This is a genomic window from Pseudoalteromonas sp. MEBiC 03485 (assembly GCF_004195145.1).
Classification (GTDB): domain Bacteria; phylum Pseudomonadota; class Gammaproteobacteria; order Enterobacterales; family Alteromonadaceae; genus Pseudoalteromonas; species Pseudoalteromonas apostichopi.
On the sequence record NZ_SGBT01000001.1, the window covers coordinates 1,777,212 to 1,794,646 of the forward strand.

At 40.6% G+C, this 17,435-nt stretch carries 13 protein-coding genes; 6 read left to right on the forward strand and 7 right to left on the reverse strand.

Annotated features, from left to right (window positions below):
• Positions 1 to 38: 38 nt before the first annotated feature.
• Both EVU92_RS08200 and EVU92_RS08205 read right to left on the reverse strand, forming a co-directional pair.
• Positions 39 to 3,059 carry a carboxypeptidase regulatory-like domain-containing protein gene (locus EVU92_RS08200; RefSeq protein ID WP_130050805.1) on the reverse strand — a complete coding sequence of 1,007 codons (3,021 nt, stop codon included), beginning with the start codon at positions 3,057 to 3,059 and terminating at the stop codon, positions 39 to 41.
• Positions 3,060 to 3,436: 377 nt separating this feature from the next.
• Complete coding sequence (locus EVU92_RS08205; RefSeq protein WP_054560797.1) at positions 3,437 to 4,282, reverse strand: SIS domain-containing protein; 846 nt, start codon at positions 4,280 to 4,282, stop codon at positions 3,437 to 3,439.
• A 337-nt stretch (positions 4,283 to 4,619) separates the two neighbouring features.
• Here EVU92_RS08205 and pbp4b point away from each other — a divergent pair, with 337 nt between their 5' ends.
• Together pbp4b and EVU92_RS08215 are read left to right on the forward strand one after the other, a co-directional pair.
• Positions 4,620 to 7,067 (forward strand): penicillin binding protein PBP4B, encoded by a 2,448-nt coding sequence (gene pbp4b, locus EVU92_RS08210; RefSeq protein WP_130050806.1) that lies wholly within the window; start codon positions 4,620 to 4,622, stop codon positions 7,065 to 7,067.
• 94 nt (positions 7,068 to 7,161) lie between these two features.
• Complete coding sequence (locus EVU92_RS08215) at positions 7,162 to 8,538, forward strand: Na+/H+ antiporter NhaC family protein (RefSeq protein ID WP_130050807.1); 1,377 nt, start codon at positions 7,162 to 7,164, stop codon at positions 8,536 to 8,538.
• 279 nt (positions 8,539 to 8,817) lie between these two features.
• Here EVU92_RS08215 and EVU92_RS08220 read toward each other — a convergent pair whose 3' ends face one another.
• Positions 8,818 to 9,954: a PQQ-dependent sugar dehydrogenase gene (locus EVU92_RS08220; protein ID WP_130050808.1), complete on the reverse strand. Its 1,137-nt coding sequence runs from the start codon at positions 9,952 to 9,954 to the stop codon at positions 8,818 to 8,820.
• Positions 9,955 to 10,215: 261 nt separating this feature from the next.
• Here EVU92_RS08220 and EVU92_RS08225 point away from each other — a divergent pair, with 261 nt between their 5' ends.
• Together EVU92_RS08225 and EVU92_RS08230 are read left to right on the forward strand one after the other, a co-directional pair.
• Complete coding sequence (locus EVU92_RS08225; protein WP_130050809.1) at positions 10,216 to 10,962, forward strand: hypothetical protein; 747 nt, start codon at positions 10,216 to 10,218, stop codon at positions 10,960 to 10,962.
• 71 nt (positions 10,963 to 11,033) lie between these two features.
• The gene (locus tag EVU92_RS08230; protein ID WP_130050810.1) at positions 11,034 to 12,707 is read left to right on the forward strand and encodes a P-loop NTPase fold protein; all 1,674 of its coding nucleotides are present in this window, start codon (positions 11,034 to 11,036) and stop codon (positions 12,705 to 12,707) included.
• 266 nt (positions 12,708 to 12,973) lie between these two features.
• Here EVU92_RS08230 and EVU92_RS08235 read toward each other — a convergent pair whose 3' ends face one another.
• The 3 genes from EVU92_RS08235 to EVU92_RS08245 are packed head-to-tail and all read right to left on the reverse strand — an operon-like array spanning position 12,974 to position 14,768.
• A complete protein-coding gene (locus tag EVU92_RS08235) occupies positions 12,974 to 13,573 on the reverse strand; it encodes a hypothetical protein (RefSeq protein WP_130050811.1) in 600 nt (199 codons plus the stop codon).
• Positions 13,563 to 14,114 (reverse strand): RNA polymerase sigma factor, encoded by a 552-nt coding sequence (locus EVU92_RS08240; RefSeq protein WP_130050812.1) that lies wholly within the window; start codon positions 14,112 to 14,114, stop codon positions 13,563 to 13,565. Before EVU92_RS08240 ends, EVU92_RS08235 begins: the two co-directional genes overlap by 11 nt.
• A gap of 6 nt (positions 14,115 to 14,120) precedes the next feature.
• A complete protein-coding gene (locus EVU92_RS08245) occupies positions 14,121 to 14,768 on the reverse strand; it encodes an energy transducer TonB (RefSeq protein ID WP_130050813.1) in 648 nt (215 codons plus the stop codon).
• A gap of 118 nt (positions 14,769 to 14,886) precedes the next feature.
• On the opposite strand from EVU92_RS08245, the gene EVU92_RS08250 reads away from it, so the two are divergent.
• Positions 14,887 to 15,393: a DUF3087 domain-containing protein gene (locus tag EVU92_RS08250; protein WP_130050814.1), complete on the forward strand. Its 507-nt coding sequence runs from the start codon at positions 14,887 to 14,889 to the stop codon at positions 15,391 to 15,393.
• Positions 15,394 to 15,402: 9 nt separating this feature from the next.
• Positions 15,403 to 15,852 (forward strand): low molecular weight protein-tyrosine-phosphatase, encoded by a 450-nt coding sequence (locus tag EVU92_RS08255; RefSeq protein WP_130050815.1) that lies wholly within the window; start codon positions 15,403 to 15,405, stop codon positions 15,850 to 15,852.
• Positions 15,853 to 16,042: 190 nt separating this feature from the next.
• Here EVU92_RS08255 and EVU92_RS08265 read toward each other — a convergent pair whose 3' ends face one another.
• Positions 16,043 to 17,116, reverse strand: coding sequence for an energy transducer TonB (locus tag EVU92_RS08265; RefSeq protein WP_130050816.1), 1,074 nt, complete (start codon positions 17,114 to 17,116; stop codon positions 16,043 to 16,045).
• Positions 17,117 to 17,435 lie beyond the last annotated feature (319 nt).

Here is a 17,435-nt window from a genome sequence, read left to right on the forward strand (position 1 = left end):
AAAGGGCCGCAATAGCGGCCCCAACAGGATAAATTAACTTAGAACTTGAAGTTAAACGACAGCTGCACGCGACGTGGGCTGTAGTAGTTACGATATTCACCAAAGTTTTCTGACGAGACATATGGGTTATTGTTGTAACCTGTTTGACGGTCAAATACATTGAAGATATCAGCACGGAATTGTAGTTCCATGTCACCTGAGAACTTAAAGTCTTGGGTGTAGTTTAAGTCAAGTTGCCAATGGCTTGGACTACGACGACTACCTGCAGGCTCGCTGTAACGCGTTGTGCCACTTGAGTAACCGTAGATTGAACCATCCCATGCTTCCCAAGGTTTACCCGACTGGAATACAAAGTATGCACCAATGTTTGCATCCCATGGCACTGTATAGTAACCATAGACTTTTACTTTATGCGGTTTATCACCTGATAATGTGCCGTATTTGTAATCCCAAGGGTAACGACCACGGCCATCACCATAGTTTGATGAACCAATGAAGGTATTCGCATCTGTTGTTGCTGTGGTGTTATCTTGGTCGAAGTTACCGTAGTAATGACTCCAAACATAAGAAGCATTGATATAGCTGTTTTCACCTAGGTATTCAGCTTCGATGCTTGCTTCCCAATATTTAGTCTCGCCACCATCTACTTCGGCAATAACATAAGATGAACCACCAATTTCATCGCGGATTTCAGCGAGGTTATCGACATAAAGGCCTTTGTCTGCAATATGTTGTGGTACGCCATCAGCATCAACGCCAGAGTAGTCAGTTAAGCGGGCATTGTTTGGCATATCTTCCCAGAAATGCGATGCCTTACGGTGACGAACATGAGCACGTAATACTAAATCAGAGCCCACATATTTAGTGGTACCAAGCGTAAACTCTTTGATTTGACGAGGTTTTAAGTTATCAGCAAATACTTTACCAGATGAACCTTGACGCGGCTCTGCATAAATTACGTTGCCGTCTGCATCAAATTCAACTTCGATTTCGGCACGGGTATTACGGTCCCAAGAGGCGGCACGTGCAAGTGAGCTTGCTTCTGGGTTATACATTGAGAAGTTAGCAAATATAGCGTCTTGATCTGCATAGTTCCAATTCACACCTAAACGCGGTTGGATCATATCTGACCAATCTGTTTGGTACATTTTGTATTTTTCGCCTGGGGCTAACTCATAACCTGAGATCGTGCCAGATGCCGATTTAAGGCCTTGGCCATACCAAGTATCGCGGCTCACTAACACACCCACATTGTAAGTCCAATCACCTACTTCAATGGTGTCGTTGATTTCGAAGTTAAGGGTTTCCATTTCTGAGTTAATAGCAGAAACGGCATCACCACCTGCTACTAAGCTCATTTGTTGCACGCGAGCACGGTAAATAACCGGCGCAGAGCTGCCTTCTTCTAAGCTTTCATCTAGGCCGCCAACATAAGAGATGCTACCCCAACCATTTGAAAGACGAGACAGTACTTCTTTACCTTCTTTCCACTCGCCACCTAAATGTAATGTATGGTAGCTATCGCCCCAAGTAAATTCATGTTCTAGATTTAACTCAAAGCTATCACGGTAGAAGTCGATATTATCGTATCGGTAATACGCACCAACACCGCCGCCGCCTCGCATTTGACCATCTTCGGTATAACCGTATTGTGCAATTAGTGGTGCTGCGCCTGCATTATATGCAGCAATTTGTTCTGCTGTGTAGTTATCATCAGCATCTAATAAGCTAGGGACACTGAAGTAACCCATTTCAGTTAGATTATTTAAGTCAAGCTGGCTCGTTAATGAAGGTACTACTGATAATTCAGTATCTGGCTTACCTGCTGTTTCTATCTCTAATTTACTGTATTGGAATGAAAGAGTTGTTGCATCGCCTAAAATCCACGAACCATCTAAAGTAAAGATATCTTGGTTGGCTTCATCACCAGCAGATACACTGTCAGTTTCGTAAGCGCCAATTGAACGGCCTTCAATGGTTTTTTCTGAGGTACGCTGTGAAATATTAAGTAAAATATCGTCAGTAGGTGCCCAAGTTAATTTACCAAAATACTCATCACGAACACTTTTAAAGTCTTTTACAGCACCATAGGCAGTATCTTTATTGGTACGCTTTTCTTCTGGGCGGTAATAAGAAGTATAAAAATACAAGGTATCTTCAATGAGTGGGCCGCCTAAACTTGCTGTTAACCAGCTTTTATCAAGCTCATAGCTTTCTTGACCTGTTGGTGTTGCCACTAAACTCTTAGGTTGAACTTTGTATTCAACATTGCCGTGGAATTCGTCAGTACCTGATTTTGATACAGTGTTAATTGAGAAACCACCTGAGCGGTTAAAGCCAACGGCTTTTGCACCACCGCGGTCCATAGTAACGTAAGCAACGTCATGGGTTGATGGCTCAGATGCTAAGTTACCAAACATTGGGAGTGAAACATCTACGCCGTCAAAGCCGTAAGAGTTATCAACACCCGAACCACCTGCTGATGGACCAAGCGTTGCATTTTCTGATAGCTCAACACCCGGAACAAGTTTTAGTAGGTCACGGTAATCTTGACCAACTGGCACGCTGTTGATTGCTTCTTCGCCTAATGAGTTAGTCAGTGCAGACTTACCTTGGCGGAATAATTTACTGCCAGTAACTGTAATGACTTCAACGTTTTCGTTAGCACCGCCCATAGTGACATTTAAGCTTGATGTTTGCTCAAGTAAAACGTCGACAGTCATGGTTTGAGTTACACCGTTTTTATCAGTGAAAGTCAGTTCATAAGTACCTGGTTTTAATTGCGGTAAGTCGTAGCTGCCATCTTCTCGCGTAACGACTGTACGTGGTTTTGGCATCACATTACTTTTTGCTGTAACTGTGATCCCCGCCAGTGACTGCTGCGCTTTAGGTGATGATACTTTACCTTTGATCCCGCCGGTTAGATTTGCAAAGGCTGGCGCGCTGGCTAGAGCTGCGGCCATAACAACACCGGTGAAGGCTGTTTTCTTTGCGCGAAGTGCATTGCTTGTCGCTTTTGCTATATAGCTCATTGCGAGTGTGGATGCATGTTGTTTCATTGTTTCCCGTCCTTATATTTATATGCTTTGCTGGACTACTTACCCAATTGAGACTTATGAACTTTAAAATTATGTTGCCCACATATTAAACAGGTGTTATCTAAGTTGGTCAAGAATATTTTTTCATTTAAAGGTTGGTTTTTAGGAATAAAATATATAACCGATTTTAGGTAAAGCTCAGTAATGACTTGCTTTAGCAGGGTGCTAATTTATTCTTAGTACAATTTTGTAAGAAATTATGACTTCTTAGTCAGTGGCTTAACAGAAGCATTATATGGGGTGAAGGCAGTATTGAGTCGTTAATTTAAGGTAAAATTCAGGCACTAAAAAAGCAGCCAGAGCTGCTTATTTGTGTTCTTATCGTAGAAAATAAGAAATTAGTTATTCTTAAATTCCCCAACAACTTCATTAGAATGTTCTAGTAACTTGCGACCTTGGCGGCTCGATTGCGTTAGGGCGATAAACAAAATGTCGATTACAAAATCTTGTGCCGTACGCGCTAAAATTGATGATAAACGCACAGATTCGCCTTCAGCAACCGAATAAAGCTTTACATCTGCTGAGTCGGCTACAAGGCTACTACCAAATTTTGTGACTGAGATCACCGAGCTTGAATTTTTCTTGGCTTGCTTTACAACTTCGGCAATTTCGCGAGTCATACCTGATTCACTTATCGCAATGACCAAATCACCTTTTGAAAACGTCGCCACATACGCAAGTTGTGCGTGCCCATCCGGCTCCGCAATTGCTGGCATACCGAGTTTTTGTAATTTATAAGAAAAATCTTTTGCAACCAGAGCCGAGCCACCTAAACCACAAATTAGAATGCGTTTTGCAGATTTTAATAGCTCTACTGCTTTTTCGACTGCCGGCGCTTCGTTTAGGTTCTTGGTTTCGGTTAATACCGCCAGTTTACTGCTTAATAGCTTTTCGGCGATTTGCTCTAGCGAGTCATTAAGGGTGATTTTACCATGTAGCTTAGGTTCGCTGCTTTCATCATTAAGGGCATCAATTACCGCAAGCTTAAAAGCAGGAAAGCCTTTATAACCTAATTTTTGTGAAAACTTCACCACACTTGATTGGCTTACACCAACCACTTTTGCTAGTTCAACCGATGATAAATTACGAATAGCATTCGCTGAATTTAACGTAAAGTCAGCAAGCTTGGCTTCGCTGCTCGATAGAGATTGACGTAAGGCTTTTATTTTTACAAAAGTAGACATAGGGCTCACTTTGTTTGCTTAACTTAGTCAAAACGCAAAGCAATGGTTCAATTATAAACACAGGGCTTGGGCGCATTGTTTGCTTAACATGACGACTTATTTTTGTTTTAGCTAACCTAAGTTTGGAATATTTTTCTTAATTTAGATGGAATAATATAGTTTTATTCCATAATAGATACAACACTAATTATTGAGATAGCTCTATTTTTAGTAGCTTATCGATAATATATGCTTTTTATTCTTTATTTGTGAAATAAAATATTTTACATGTTAAGTAGGTGTTGCTACTGTATTGCTGAGAATCGTCAACGCTTAAATCATCAGGTATGAATCTGTTATGAGTTTTACCCCTTTGAAAACATTTCTTAAACAGCTGTGTTATCTCAGTAGTGCGGCATTATTAGTAAGCTGTGCCAGTAATCCATATACCTACACACAGTCAGCTAATTATAGCCACCGTGTTAAGTTTTTAGTAATGCATTACACCGCAATTGATTACGAAAAATCAATGCACGCTTTAGTCGATGAAGGGGGCTTGAGCTCTCATTATTTATTACCTGAGTCAGGCGATCCAAGTTATCCAAAAGACGATTTAGAAATTATTCAGCTCGTTGATGAAAAAGACAGAGCATGGCACGCCGGACGCAGTTTTTGGCAAGGCCGAGAAGATTTAAATGACCATTCAATTGGTATTGAAATAGTGAATGTACCAACGTGTCATATTCCTGAGCAAACTAAGCTTGCGATGGAAAATGACGCTAGTAAGTTATGTATTTTTCCAGACTATGACGCCAAGCAAATAGAGCTATTAATAAAGTTAAGTAAAGATATTCTTGCTCGTAACCCTGATATTGGCCCAACTCAAGTTATTGGCCATTCTGATATAGCCCCAAGCCGTAAGAACGACCCTGGTCCGCGCTTTCCTTGGTATCAACTATATAAAGCGGGTATCGGTGCGTGGTACGACAGCGACACCCTTGATAAATATTGGCAAGTATTTAGTGCATCAAAACCATCAGTTGAGTTGATGCAAAAAGCGCTGCGCAGCTACGGCTATGAGGTGATTGCAACGGGGCAGCTTGATTCGCAAACGCTAGATGCTTTAAGTGCTTTTCAAATGCACTTTTTGCCTTGGCATGTAAGCGGTAATAATGATGCAAGAAGTGCTGCAGTGTTATTTGCTTTATTAGATAAATACTTTCCTAAAAAGCTTGAGCGATTATTCCAAGAATACCAGCAACAACAGCAAGCGGTTGAGCCAGAGCCAAAAACACTTTCCAATGCACAAGTAATCGCGCGAATTCCTGCGCTTGATCCGAGTAGTCGCGCGCTTGTTAATGACAGAGGTACATTTACAGCTTATAAAGGTCGCGGGGAGATCATCATTGAAAATCAGGATGCAACCAGTGCTGACATTTTTATAAATGGCGAAAAAATTAATATAGCATCGCCATTAACAGCTGAAAAAATATATCAATACAGTTTAGCTAAGCGTACCCATAATGGCATTAATACTTATAAAGTAGAAAATGTATTGCCTGAGGGGGCAAGCTTAACCTTACGTTTTCCCTATCCAAAGCTGGACAAAAGCAGCACACAAAAACGCTTTACTGCCGTTGATGAATTAATAAATCAAGAGATTAAAGAGGGCTTTCCGGGCGCTGTACTTGCCGTTGTTAAAGATGGCAAACTGATTAAATTAAGCCATTATGGTGTGGCTAAGAAGTATCATGCTGATGGCAGTGAGCTTAACAGCCCACAAGCCATGCAAAACGATACCTTGTTTGATATAGCTTCAAACTCAAAAATGTTTGCCACTAACTTTGCACTCATGAAGCTTGCCAGCGAAGGTAAACTAGACGTAGAGAAACCTTTATTTTATTACCTGCCAGAATTTAGAGGCAGCGGGCGTGAGCAGCGCTTAGTAAAAGACTTACTCACACACAGTGCGGGTTACCCTGCAGTGGTTGATTTTCATCGTAAAGACAATAAATTTGGTGAGCGCTTTTTTTCGCAAAACAGCCTGCGTACTAAAAACCTGCTATTAACTGGCGTCCCTTTCGTCGCTGGCCGTAACGTAAAACACTTATATTCTGATATCGATTATATGTTGCTAGGTGTACTGGTTGAACGCATTAGTGGTATGGCGCTCGATACTTATGTTGAAAGCCAAATTTATCAGCCGCTTGGTTTAACGCATACAGTTTATAACCCGCTGCAAAAAGGTTTTCTAGCCTCACAAATTGCCGCTACTGAGATTAATGGTAACACCCGAGGTGGACGCATCGAGTTTGAAAATATTCGTACCGATGTACTACAAGGTGAAGTACATGACGAAAAAGCGTTTTATGCCTTGGGTGGCGTAGCAGGACATGCAGGGCTTTTTAGTACCGCCAGTGACTTGTCAGTGTTAATGCAAGTACTACTTAATGGTGGCGGCTACGATAACAAGCAGATTTTTACACCGCAAGTACTCGAACAATTTACAAAGCCAGAGGCGAGTGATGAGACCTATGGCTTAGGGTGGAGACGAGCGGGGCATCAAGCGCGTAAATGGCATTTTGGCCCTTATGCCAGCCCGCGAGCTTTTGGTCATACAGGCTGGACTGGCACTGTAACCGTAATAGATCCCGAGTATGACCTTGCCATCGTACTACTAACTAATGCTCGTCATACACCTATTGAAGGTTCGCAAGAAAATTACGAGTTTGTTGGCAAACGTTTCGAAACGGGTAAGTATGGCTCTATTATCTCACTGATTTATGAGAGTATATTAAATCACTAGTCGAATTAAGTTGAGTTTAGTGGCAAAGCCATTAAGCTTAGCGAGTTTTCGCATAATAAAAATAAAATGTTGTTCTTAATTTAAAAGGGTTTTTATGTCTTGGTATTCAATTTTACCACCCTTGATTGCTATCTTAATTGTGTTTTGGCGCAAAGAAGTGATCATGGCGTTATTGGTCGCGGTTGCGTCGTCTGAGTTTTTACTTGCTCTGAATGGTGAAGGTAATACCTTGTTTTTCACCTTTATCAATACCATTGAGCGAGTTATTGAAGTTGCCAGCTCCCCTGGTAATAGCCGTATCCTTATCTTTAGTATTCTAATTGGTGCTTTACTTGCTTACATTCGTGAATCTGGCGGTGTGGCTGCTACAGTTAATTTACTGATGAACAAAGGGGTTGCCAAAAGTAAGCGCCAAGTGGGTTACTTAACCATGTTCTCAGGTATTGCGGTATTCATTGAATCGAACTTAAGTGTATTAACCTCGGGGATTTTATCGCGTGGTTTATTCGATAAATTCAAAATGAGCCGAGCACGCCTTGCTTATATTATCGACAGTACCAGCGCTCCTGTGTGTATCTTAATCTTGCTAAATGGCTGGGGCGCTTACGTGCTGGGCCTACTTGGCAATTACGAAATGGAAGAGTCGGCGGTATCGGTATTGTGGGGCAGTATTGGCTATAACTTTTACGCCATTATTACTTTGCTCATCGTGTTTTACACTATTACTTTTGACAAGGTACATGGCCCATTAAAGCAAGCTGAAGAAAATATTGAACAACAAGAAACTGAACTGACTGAAGAAGTTAAAGGCTCAAAAGCGCGTTATATGCTTGTTCCGCTTATTACTTTAATTGGTAGTATGGTTGGCTTTATGTTCTGGACTGGCGATGGTGATATTGCCAGTGGCAGTGGTTCTAAATCAGTGCTGTATGCAACTATTTTAGCATGTGTTGTAGCTTACTTCTTAATGATCAGCTCTCGTGACTTTACTCACCATAAGCTGGTGGATATCGGCTTTAAAGGTATGGGAGAGCTGTTACCACTGGTTGCTATTGTATTGTTATCGCTGACCTTAGGCGCGAGCTTAAAAGATTTAGGTACAGGTGTGTTTGTAGCAGGCCTTGTGGGTGATTTCTTACCTATATACTTGGTTGTGCCAGTACTGTTTTTAACCGGTGCGGTGATTTCATTTACCACAGGTACCTCGTGGGGCACTTTCGCAATTCTTATTCCGATTGGTGTACCGCTCATTCAAGCTTTAGGGTTACCACCTTCATTGGTCATTGCGGCTATTTTAGGTGGTGGTGTGTTTGGCGATCACTGCTCGCCAATCTCAGATACCAGCGCGGTGTCGGCCATTGCATCTGGGTGTGATTTATTAACTCACGTAAAAACCCAAATGCCATACGCCTTATTCGGCGGCGCATTAACCTTCATCGCTTACCTAGTGACGAGTATTATTGTTTTATAAGTAATAGCTTTGAGCTTTAAGTCTTAAGTTATAAGTAAAAAACCACAGAGGGAGTCTGTGGTTTTTTATTGCTTGAATTTCGATAACTCGCATATTCAAGTCTGATAGCCGTCAGCCGTCAGCCGTCAGTTTGAAAGCTGATGGCTCGTTGAACCATCGTGCGAAATAAATTTCACGCCTACGAGGGGTAAACCCGCTGTTACCTAAAAGCTTGCGACTTTACTCTTGTAACTCGCTACCTTGTATTAAATCTTATAGCTGACGGCTGAAAACTGAAAGCTATATTTTCGGTACAACCTTATAAACACCCACACCATCAACACCAAGATATAAATCACCATTAGGATGGGTGGCAAGGCTGCGCACACGACCTACACCTTCAAATACCTTGCTGTGGCCTATTACTTTGTCACCATCAAGTTTCACCAAAACAAGATGACCAAACTTCATCGAGCCTACGGCAATTTGACCTTGCCACTGTGGGTATTTATCACTGGTGATAAACTCCATGCCTGATGGGGCAATTGAAGGCACCCAATACCAATCAGGTTGTTCCATTCCATCGCGACTGGTTTCGTCGGTAATTTTTGTACCAATGTAGTTGATCCCATAAGTGATCTCAGGCCAACCATAGTTTGCACCTGCTTTAACTATATTGATTTCATCGCCGCCACGAGGGCCATGTTCATGACTCCATATAACCCCCGTTTCAGGGTGCATTGCCATACCTTGAGGGTTACGGTGTCCATATGAATAAATGCTTTTGTGAGTTGTTTTATGGTTATAAAACGGGTTTGATTTAGGGATAGAACCATCGCTATTGATACGGTGAATTTTGCCTGCATCATAGTCAAGGCTTTGTGGGTGAACGTCTCTTTTGCCACGGTCGCCAATAGAGAAGTACAAGTAACCTTCTTTGTCGAACTCAATACGTGAACCATAGTGTTTTGTTGTTTTAATATTTGGCTCGCCATCAAACAATAATTGCTGATCGACGAGCGTCATATCTTTAAAGCGGGCACGCATAATCGAGGTATTGTAACCCTCACCATCGCCTTCATAGCCCGAGTACGAAAAGTAAATCCAGCCATTTTCGGTAAAGTTCGGATCAAGCTCTATGTCTAATAAGCCCCCTTGACCTTCATCATGTACTTTAGGTGTGCCTTTAACTGTTTGCTCAACGAGTTTGCCATCACGAATTAACCTAAGCTCACCACGTCTGTCGGTAACGAGTAAGTCACGCTCGTTAAGCCAAGCCATACCCCAAGGAATTTGAATTCCTTCGCTTACTAATTCTAGTTTGTAGTTATTAGCGCTAGCATCCAGTGGAATTTTTTGCTCCGGCTGGGCACAGGCTTGCAAACTCGACAAGCTAATTGAGGCGATGATTAAACTGTTAAACAAAGACCTTTTCATGGTAACTCCATAATATTTAAACACGATGTTACTAGCCTAGCTGGTTCAGCATTAAAGTGTTATTAACATTAGAGCAATGTGCGATTATTGGTAGGAAAAGCGAGGTAAAGAGCGGAGTATTGCCGTCAGCCGTCAGCCGTCAGCCGTCAGCCGTCAGCCGTCAGCCGTCAGCCTGAAAGTTGATGGCTCTCAGTCTAGCTTTGCTTGTGGATACCTGCTAGCTTAGCAAGTTATTATTCTTAAAAGGATTTTACTAGTCGTATGAAGTCAGAAAAGTTTTTTAAATGGGTGTGGAATGTTAACGGCCTAATTTTACTTATAGGCTTAATCATTGGAGCAGCAGCAATAGGGTATAACTTTGTTGCTTACTTACTAAAGTCCGATAACCATGTTCAGCAACAAACACTAAACTTAGCTGAAGATGAAAAGCAGCAAGAAAAGTGGAAACTGGGTTACCCCCTTAAGGTCGAGGGGAGTGATTTTTACTTTATCCCGTTGGAATCAGAAAAACTGGATATTGAGGTGAAAGCTGACGTAACAGTTTACAATAATTTTAGCGGTGGTTATAAATACAGACCTACGCGCTCAAAGAACATCTTGTTTCTTAATGACAAAACCAATCACGCCAAGTGGCTATTTAAAACAACGGATCAGTTGATCATAGAGTTTGGTGCTTTAAGCCATTACAAAGAGTTTGATACTCGTCCTTACAATGAGCAAAAAGCCGATGCTCCTAAGGCAGTTTCGTATGAAGTTATCAAAAACGATACCAACAACGACAAACTGCTCGATGGCAAAGATAAGCGCACCTTCGCGCTAAGCAAGATTGATGGCTCAAACTACAGCGAAGTTATTTCAGGTTACAACCGCATTGTAGAGTCTAACCTCAATGCTGAAGGCAATTTATTCGTTGTATTTATTAACAACGATGAAGTTTACTCAATGCTGATAGACCTAGGTAAATTTGAAGTGATTAGTAAAAGCATTCTACCGAAGGTAGGAGAGTGAGTTGGTTTAAATTTAAACTAATAATGATAATTACTAAATATTAATTCTTAAGTTTATTGTTAGGTACTTAAATGGATAAGATAAAACAATTTGATTGGAGTGGGCCTACTAATCCTAAAACTGAAGGTGAATTTTTCCCGCCAGACAAACTAGATAGAGCAAAATATGCATCTTTTCTTACAAATCTTTTAGCAAGCGAAGGGTTTGATGAGAGCCGGGGCTTCGATTCTTGTAAAAGAAATTATGTGCTTAATTTAAATGCTGAGTGGGGAGCTGGAAAGACTTATTTTTTAAAGCGTTGGTCGCAAGATTTAAAAAGTGATTACCCAGTCGTATATGTTGATGCTTGGAAGCAAGATTATTCTGATGATCCATTTTTGACTGTTATATCATCAATTATTTCTCAATTAGGCATTCAAGCAGAGTTTGAAATTAAAGTTCCCAAAAGTGCTGTCTCTATGTTTAAGGCTGTTGCACCTGCAATAGCTCAAGGGGTAGTAAAAAAAGTTTTAAATACAGACTTTGATGAGATATGTAATTTGTTAGCTGACGATGATTTAAGTGATGAGGAAGGTGGAGACCCTAATACAAAACAATCAACAACTGATTTTTCTCCTGCCGCTAAAGCTCTAGCTGAAAATTTGATTAAAGAGCATGAAGCCAAAAGCAAAAGCATTGAAGTAATTAAAAGCAAGTTATCTATATGGGTTAATAAATTTGAAGAACAGAACGGTATACAGCTACCAATTTTTATTTTTATAGATGAGCTTGATCGTTGTAGACCTAGTTATGCGGTTGAGATGTTGGAAACAATAAAACATATCTTTGATGTCAAAGGTATTGTATTTGTGGTTGCAACAGATACAGAGCAATTACAACACACTATAAAAGCAATATATGGTCAAGGTTTTAGCGCTCAAATGTACTTGGGTAGGTTTTTTAATAGTAGGTATAGCCTTATGAGACCTGCATTAAGTGACTTTTTAAATGTGCACGCTGATAGAGTAAAGTTTGATCCAGAATACCTTAAGAACAAAAATATTCAGATGCTGCCTCAGGCAGAAGAAGCAGAAACTGCATTTGCAAATATTTCAGTCGTTCTAGATGCTTTTCAAGTATCTGCGAGAACAGCGATTCAAATAACGGAACGAATTACAGCGATTATTACTAATTTACCAAGCGGCAAAAAAGTTGATATTCTTGTTTTAGCTACTTTATTTTGTATCTATGAAAAAGATCACTCATTGTACAATGAGATCATAAGTGGGCGATTTAAGCGAGAAGGGAAAAATAACAAAGGTCAGCCTAGAAAAATTAGTTTAAGTGAATTCCTCGAGGGACAAATTTTAGATACTTATGCTTCCACTGAGCTTTTATATTTTATAGAACCTGAAACTTACACTACTAGGTTTTATACTAGCAATATGTCATATCAAAGGAACCAGTACAGTAAGGGAAACTACCCAGTTTCATTATCTGAGTTTATTAAAAATATTTTTTGTAAAATTTTTAATAGCTTTGAAAGTGATTTTGGCTTCATCTATTCGGATAGTGAAGGCGGAATTTCTGAACTGCAAAAAGCTGAAAGGGAATTAGCTAAACTGCCTTATGGAATTTCTCAAAAAGTAACAATACCTTGGATAAACTATATTTATATCAAAGAGGAATATGATCAAATCACGAAAGAGCATTATCGTGATTTTATAGAGCTATCTTCGCCGTTAGACTATATGGGAGATAGCTGATATTTATAAATGATAATTTTATAGCTTTGCTACGTTAAAAAAAATTAGGATTAGGTCGTCATTTATGGCGACACATTTTTATCTTCTATACAGTGATAGACTATAGTTTGACTCTACAAGAGTATGGATTGAAACCATCGCGCGAAATAAATTTAACGCCTACGCGGGGTAAACCCGCTGCTACTTAAAAACTTGCGACTTTACTCTTGTAGCCCGCTAACTTGTTTTAAATCTGATAGCTGACGGCTGAGAGCTGACCGCTGCTTTTAAGCTTTACACTTTTCCGCCTCATGGGTTAACTGTTTGAGTGCGATGATTTGGCCTTGCTTGTTTTGGTCTAGGGCGAGTAGGTCACCCTGGTGAATGTGGGTATCTAGGGTGCCGTGTTTTTGTAGCTCTTTAAGGAGTGATTGTTTTATTTGTACAAGGACATTTTGCTCGCAGTCGGCGATATACCAGTCGTTATCAACGCTTACTAAACGCCCTGTGAAGCTGGTACGGGCTTGGTGATTAGCAAGTGCTTGTTGGTAGTTAGTATCTAGGTTTTGTTTTTGTTGTTTAAGGTTACTCACATAGCTGCCTTTGGCGTCGAGTTCGTGTACCTCAAGCCATTGATAATCTGATAAATCCACCGCATAAACATCGGTTAACTCGCGGTTGTTGTATTGCAGCATGACAAAGCCAAGAATGGCTAAAGCAGCAAAAACTCCGGTCATTTGTAGGCCTAAAAAGCGCTGTGGTGTTGGTGTGGCTGACTGTGGTTTTTGCATGTGTGAAAGCTCGTCGGTGCTTAAGCTGTGCTGTGCTTTACGCTTTTGAAAATATGCTTTTAAATCTGCATCGAATTGCTCGTCGTTACGCTTCATGATGGCCTCCTAGTTGTTGTTTCAGGTTTTGACGGGCATATCGCAGCCGAGTTTTAATGGTCTCTGGGTTACTTTGTGTGATAGCAACAATATCTTCGAGACTAAAGCCTTCTTGTTGTAAGGTCAGCGCTTCACGTTGTACAAAGCTAAGTGCCATTAGTGCTTTATCAAAGGCTTCGTAGTCGTAGTGATAACTTGTATCCTGAGATTCAGTAAATAGTTGGTTGTCTTCTAACTCAACGAACTTTTGTTGCTTACGAAATTCATCAATTAATAAATTACGTGCTAACCGGAAAAGCCACGCTTTTGGGTTGTTCTGATCATTGTAAAAGTCGCGTTTATCAATGACTTTTAACCAGGTTTGCTGGCATATATCAAGGGCCAGATCTTTATCACTCTGAGTGACTAGGTAGTGATAAAGATCGTTCCCGTATTGAGCAACGAGTTGGTTAAGGTAACGGTTGTCGCCCGTTTTGGCATACTGCGCCAAACAATCTGTGTTTGGCTTGTCAAATAACCATGTCTTGATGCTCATTAGCATAGGCAGTTATCCATCTATTTTAAAATCAAGTTGAACACTTTGGTTTGCTTGTAATTGTGCCACACCTTCAACAACTTTAGGGCGATATTTCCAACGTTTAATAGCGCGAATTGCTTCACGGTCAAATACTCGCTTAGGCTCAGCATCAATAATAACAGGGTCAATCACTTCACCAGTCGGTGAAATGCTAAAGCTAATTTGCACCCAGCCTTCAATGCCATCACGAGCTGCTACTGGTGGGTACTTAGGGTTTATGCGCACAATTGGCGTTGCATCTCCCGTTGGTTGATTAATGCTTTTGCTTAGCGTGTCGCCAATGTTATCGAATGTCATCGTTGGTGTTAAATCTGCTACCACAACTGTATCAGGGTTATCAATCGCTGGGCGCGGTGGCGTCTTCGGTGGCATTTTTGCAGTTGGTGGTGGCGGCAGTGTTTGCTTTACTTGTACTTTTGAGTCTTTGGGTACTTCATAAATTTCAACCGTGATATCTGGGCCTGTTTTTACATCGGCTCTTTGCTCAGCAGAAATTAAGTATTGCATAAATGCAAATGCTGCAAAGGTCATGACACCGCCGCCAATAATTGCTGCGGTTGTCTTTAAAGCCGCCTTGCTGTTATTCAAGCTTGCTGAGTTTAGTGGTAAAGTATGCATAGCCGTTCCTCTTTGGATAATTGCTTTCATAGCTAAAACGGCTGGCAAATAAAAAAGGGGTGAAATTTTTTTCACTTTTTATTTCTTCACTAATTTTAGTGTGACTTTTTAGGTTGTTATGAAACTTATTCAAATAGACAAAGCACGTTACCGTAAACATTTAAACCAAGTGATTATTGCCTGTGTAATTGCTTTAGCCATTGGCAGTTTAGCCATTTCACAAACGCTAATTGCGTTATTCCCTGACTCAAGCGGTAGTCATTTTCATTGGAACCTATTAGGTGTTGTTGTGTGTAGTTTGCTGGTGGGCTTTGTGCTTAATAAATACCGCAATCATGATTACATGACTGAAATAGTGTATGTGTGGGAGCTTAAAAAAGCCCTTAATAAAATCACCCGTAAAATGCCTAAGTTAAAAGCAGCAGGGCGTGAAGGCAATGCAGATGCTTTATTAGCAATTCAATACAGCTATGCTGGTTCGCGTTTGTTATGGCAGCTCGATGACAACACCATTACCATGGATGAGCTGGCAATTAAGCAGGCAGAGCTTGATAATGTTGCAGATAAATACAACCTTACTCTTGATGCAGAACGTTATGATGAGTCAATCTTAAAGCAATTTTAAGGACGAATAATGAAAAAGGTTTTGATTGTTTGCTTAGGCAACATTTGCCGTTCACCTACTGCTGAAGCGGTACTTAGAAGTCGTGCTAAGGCGTTGGGTGTCAATGTCAAAGTTGATTCTGCTGGCACCATTGGTTACCACCAAGGTAATCCTCCAGATTCACGCTCAAAAGCAGCAGCTGAAAAGCGCGGTTATAGTTTTAAAGGGATTTATTCGCGACCAGTGGCTCAAGCTGATTTTCATGAGTTTGACTTAATTCTCGCAGCCGACAAGCAAAATCTTGCTGATTTACATGCCATGTGCCCAGAGCACTTAGAATATAAGTTGTCGCTGTTTTTAAGTCATGGTGATGCAGGAGAGAGCGAAATCCCCGATCCCTATTATGGTGGCGATCAAGGCTTTGAAAAGGTACTCGATTTAATTGAGGATGCAGCCGATAACCTGCTTAAAAAGCTATGATACCAATCCGCAATAATACTTAATCATTTTGAGGGATTAAACCTGTCGCTATCTACGTTAAAAATTTCTGATTTAGAACAACTAAATAACGAAATTTTTGCCTTGCTATCAACGAGGTTTTCTTGCCTCAAAATAGATTACTTAATAAAGCGAATTGGTATAAAAAAGGGTCGCACTGCGACCCTGTTATTTAGTTGTTGATTTTAAAGTCTAATTGCACCCGAGAAGTCGCAGCAATCGCTTGACCGTTTTCAAACTTAGGGGCATAACGCCATTGTTTTACTGCTTTAACCGCTTCTCTTTCAAATGCAGAGCCACCCTCAGAACCTACCACAGTTATGTTGTCTACAAAGCCAGACGGGGTTACTTCAAACTCCATTACGACACTGCCATCTTCCATACGTTGAACTTTTGATTTTGGATATTTAGGATGCACGCGGTATAACGGTTCTTGTTCTTGGCTCTCTTTCCATGGCACCATTTTCGCTATCGCTAAGCAATGTTTAGTTGCTTCGTCGCTTTTACCTGTTTTTTCGTATAAGTGAACTAGCTTTGAATGGGCGTTTAATTCGGTTTGATGATCAAAGTCTAACTCTTGATCAAATACACTAACTACGTGATTTAAACGTTCAATGGCGGTGCTGTATTTACGTTGATTTTCTGCAAATGCGGCAACTAAAAAGTCTGCACTGATCCGATCAACTGCGTTATTTGGTAAGTTTTCTTGGTAGTACTTATCTGCTTCTTCAAGATATTCCTTTGCTGTGTAATAGCGCTCGCCACTACCTTTGTAAGCGAGGATACGAGCGGCGGTCATTTTTGCATCTGCAACAAGCTTGGCTGAGTTTTGTTTTTCAGCAATAGCAATGACATCATCAAGATATGTATCAGCACGCTTTGCTGAGGGAGTTGATTCTGCCATGCCGATTAATGAGTCATACACTTGTACACTTAGCTTGCCATGGTTTTGTTCTAGTATTTCGTAGGCTGTACGATATAACTCAAAGCGTTGTTCTTGTTTGTATTCAGCAAGGCTGTTTGCATAGTTAATAGCAAGATTAGCGGTGTTGTCGGCGCTTTCTCCATAAATTTCTTTGCCAAGCTCAAACGCTTTTTTGGCAAGCTCACTACTGTCTTGCTTATTTTCTACAGCGGCGATATAAGCGCGGTAGGTCTCGTTAAATTCTTGGGTGGTCGTTTCATTGGCAATGCCTTGCTGGCTAAACAGTAGTGTAATGCATAAGGCAAGTGAGCTTTTTTTCATAATAGTCCTTATTATTTTGCCCAGAGAAGGGGGGATTAATACTTGTTGATGATAATTATTATCATCATTAGGTGCAAGGTAGCAAATTACACTCGATGTGTCACTGTTAAGGTTTAAGGTACGAAGTGTGATTCGTTGAACTGATGATTGGCAGGCTTAGTCGCAGGGCGCTACAAATTAGCACGAAGGCTTTTTTCATAATATTCCCTATTATTGTTGTTTTTATTAATGGTTTGAAAAAAGGCTTAGCGGTTTATTGAGATTAAACTAATCTATTTTTTCGAATATCTGCAAAGGTTTATAAAGTAATTTTTTTAAT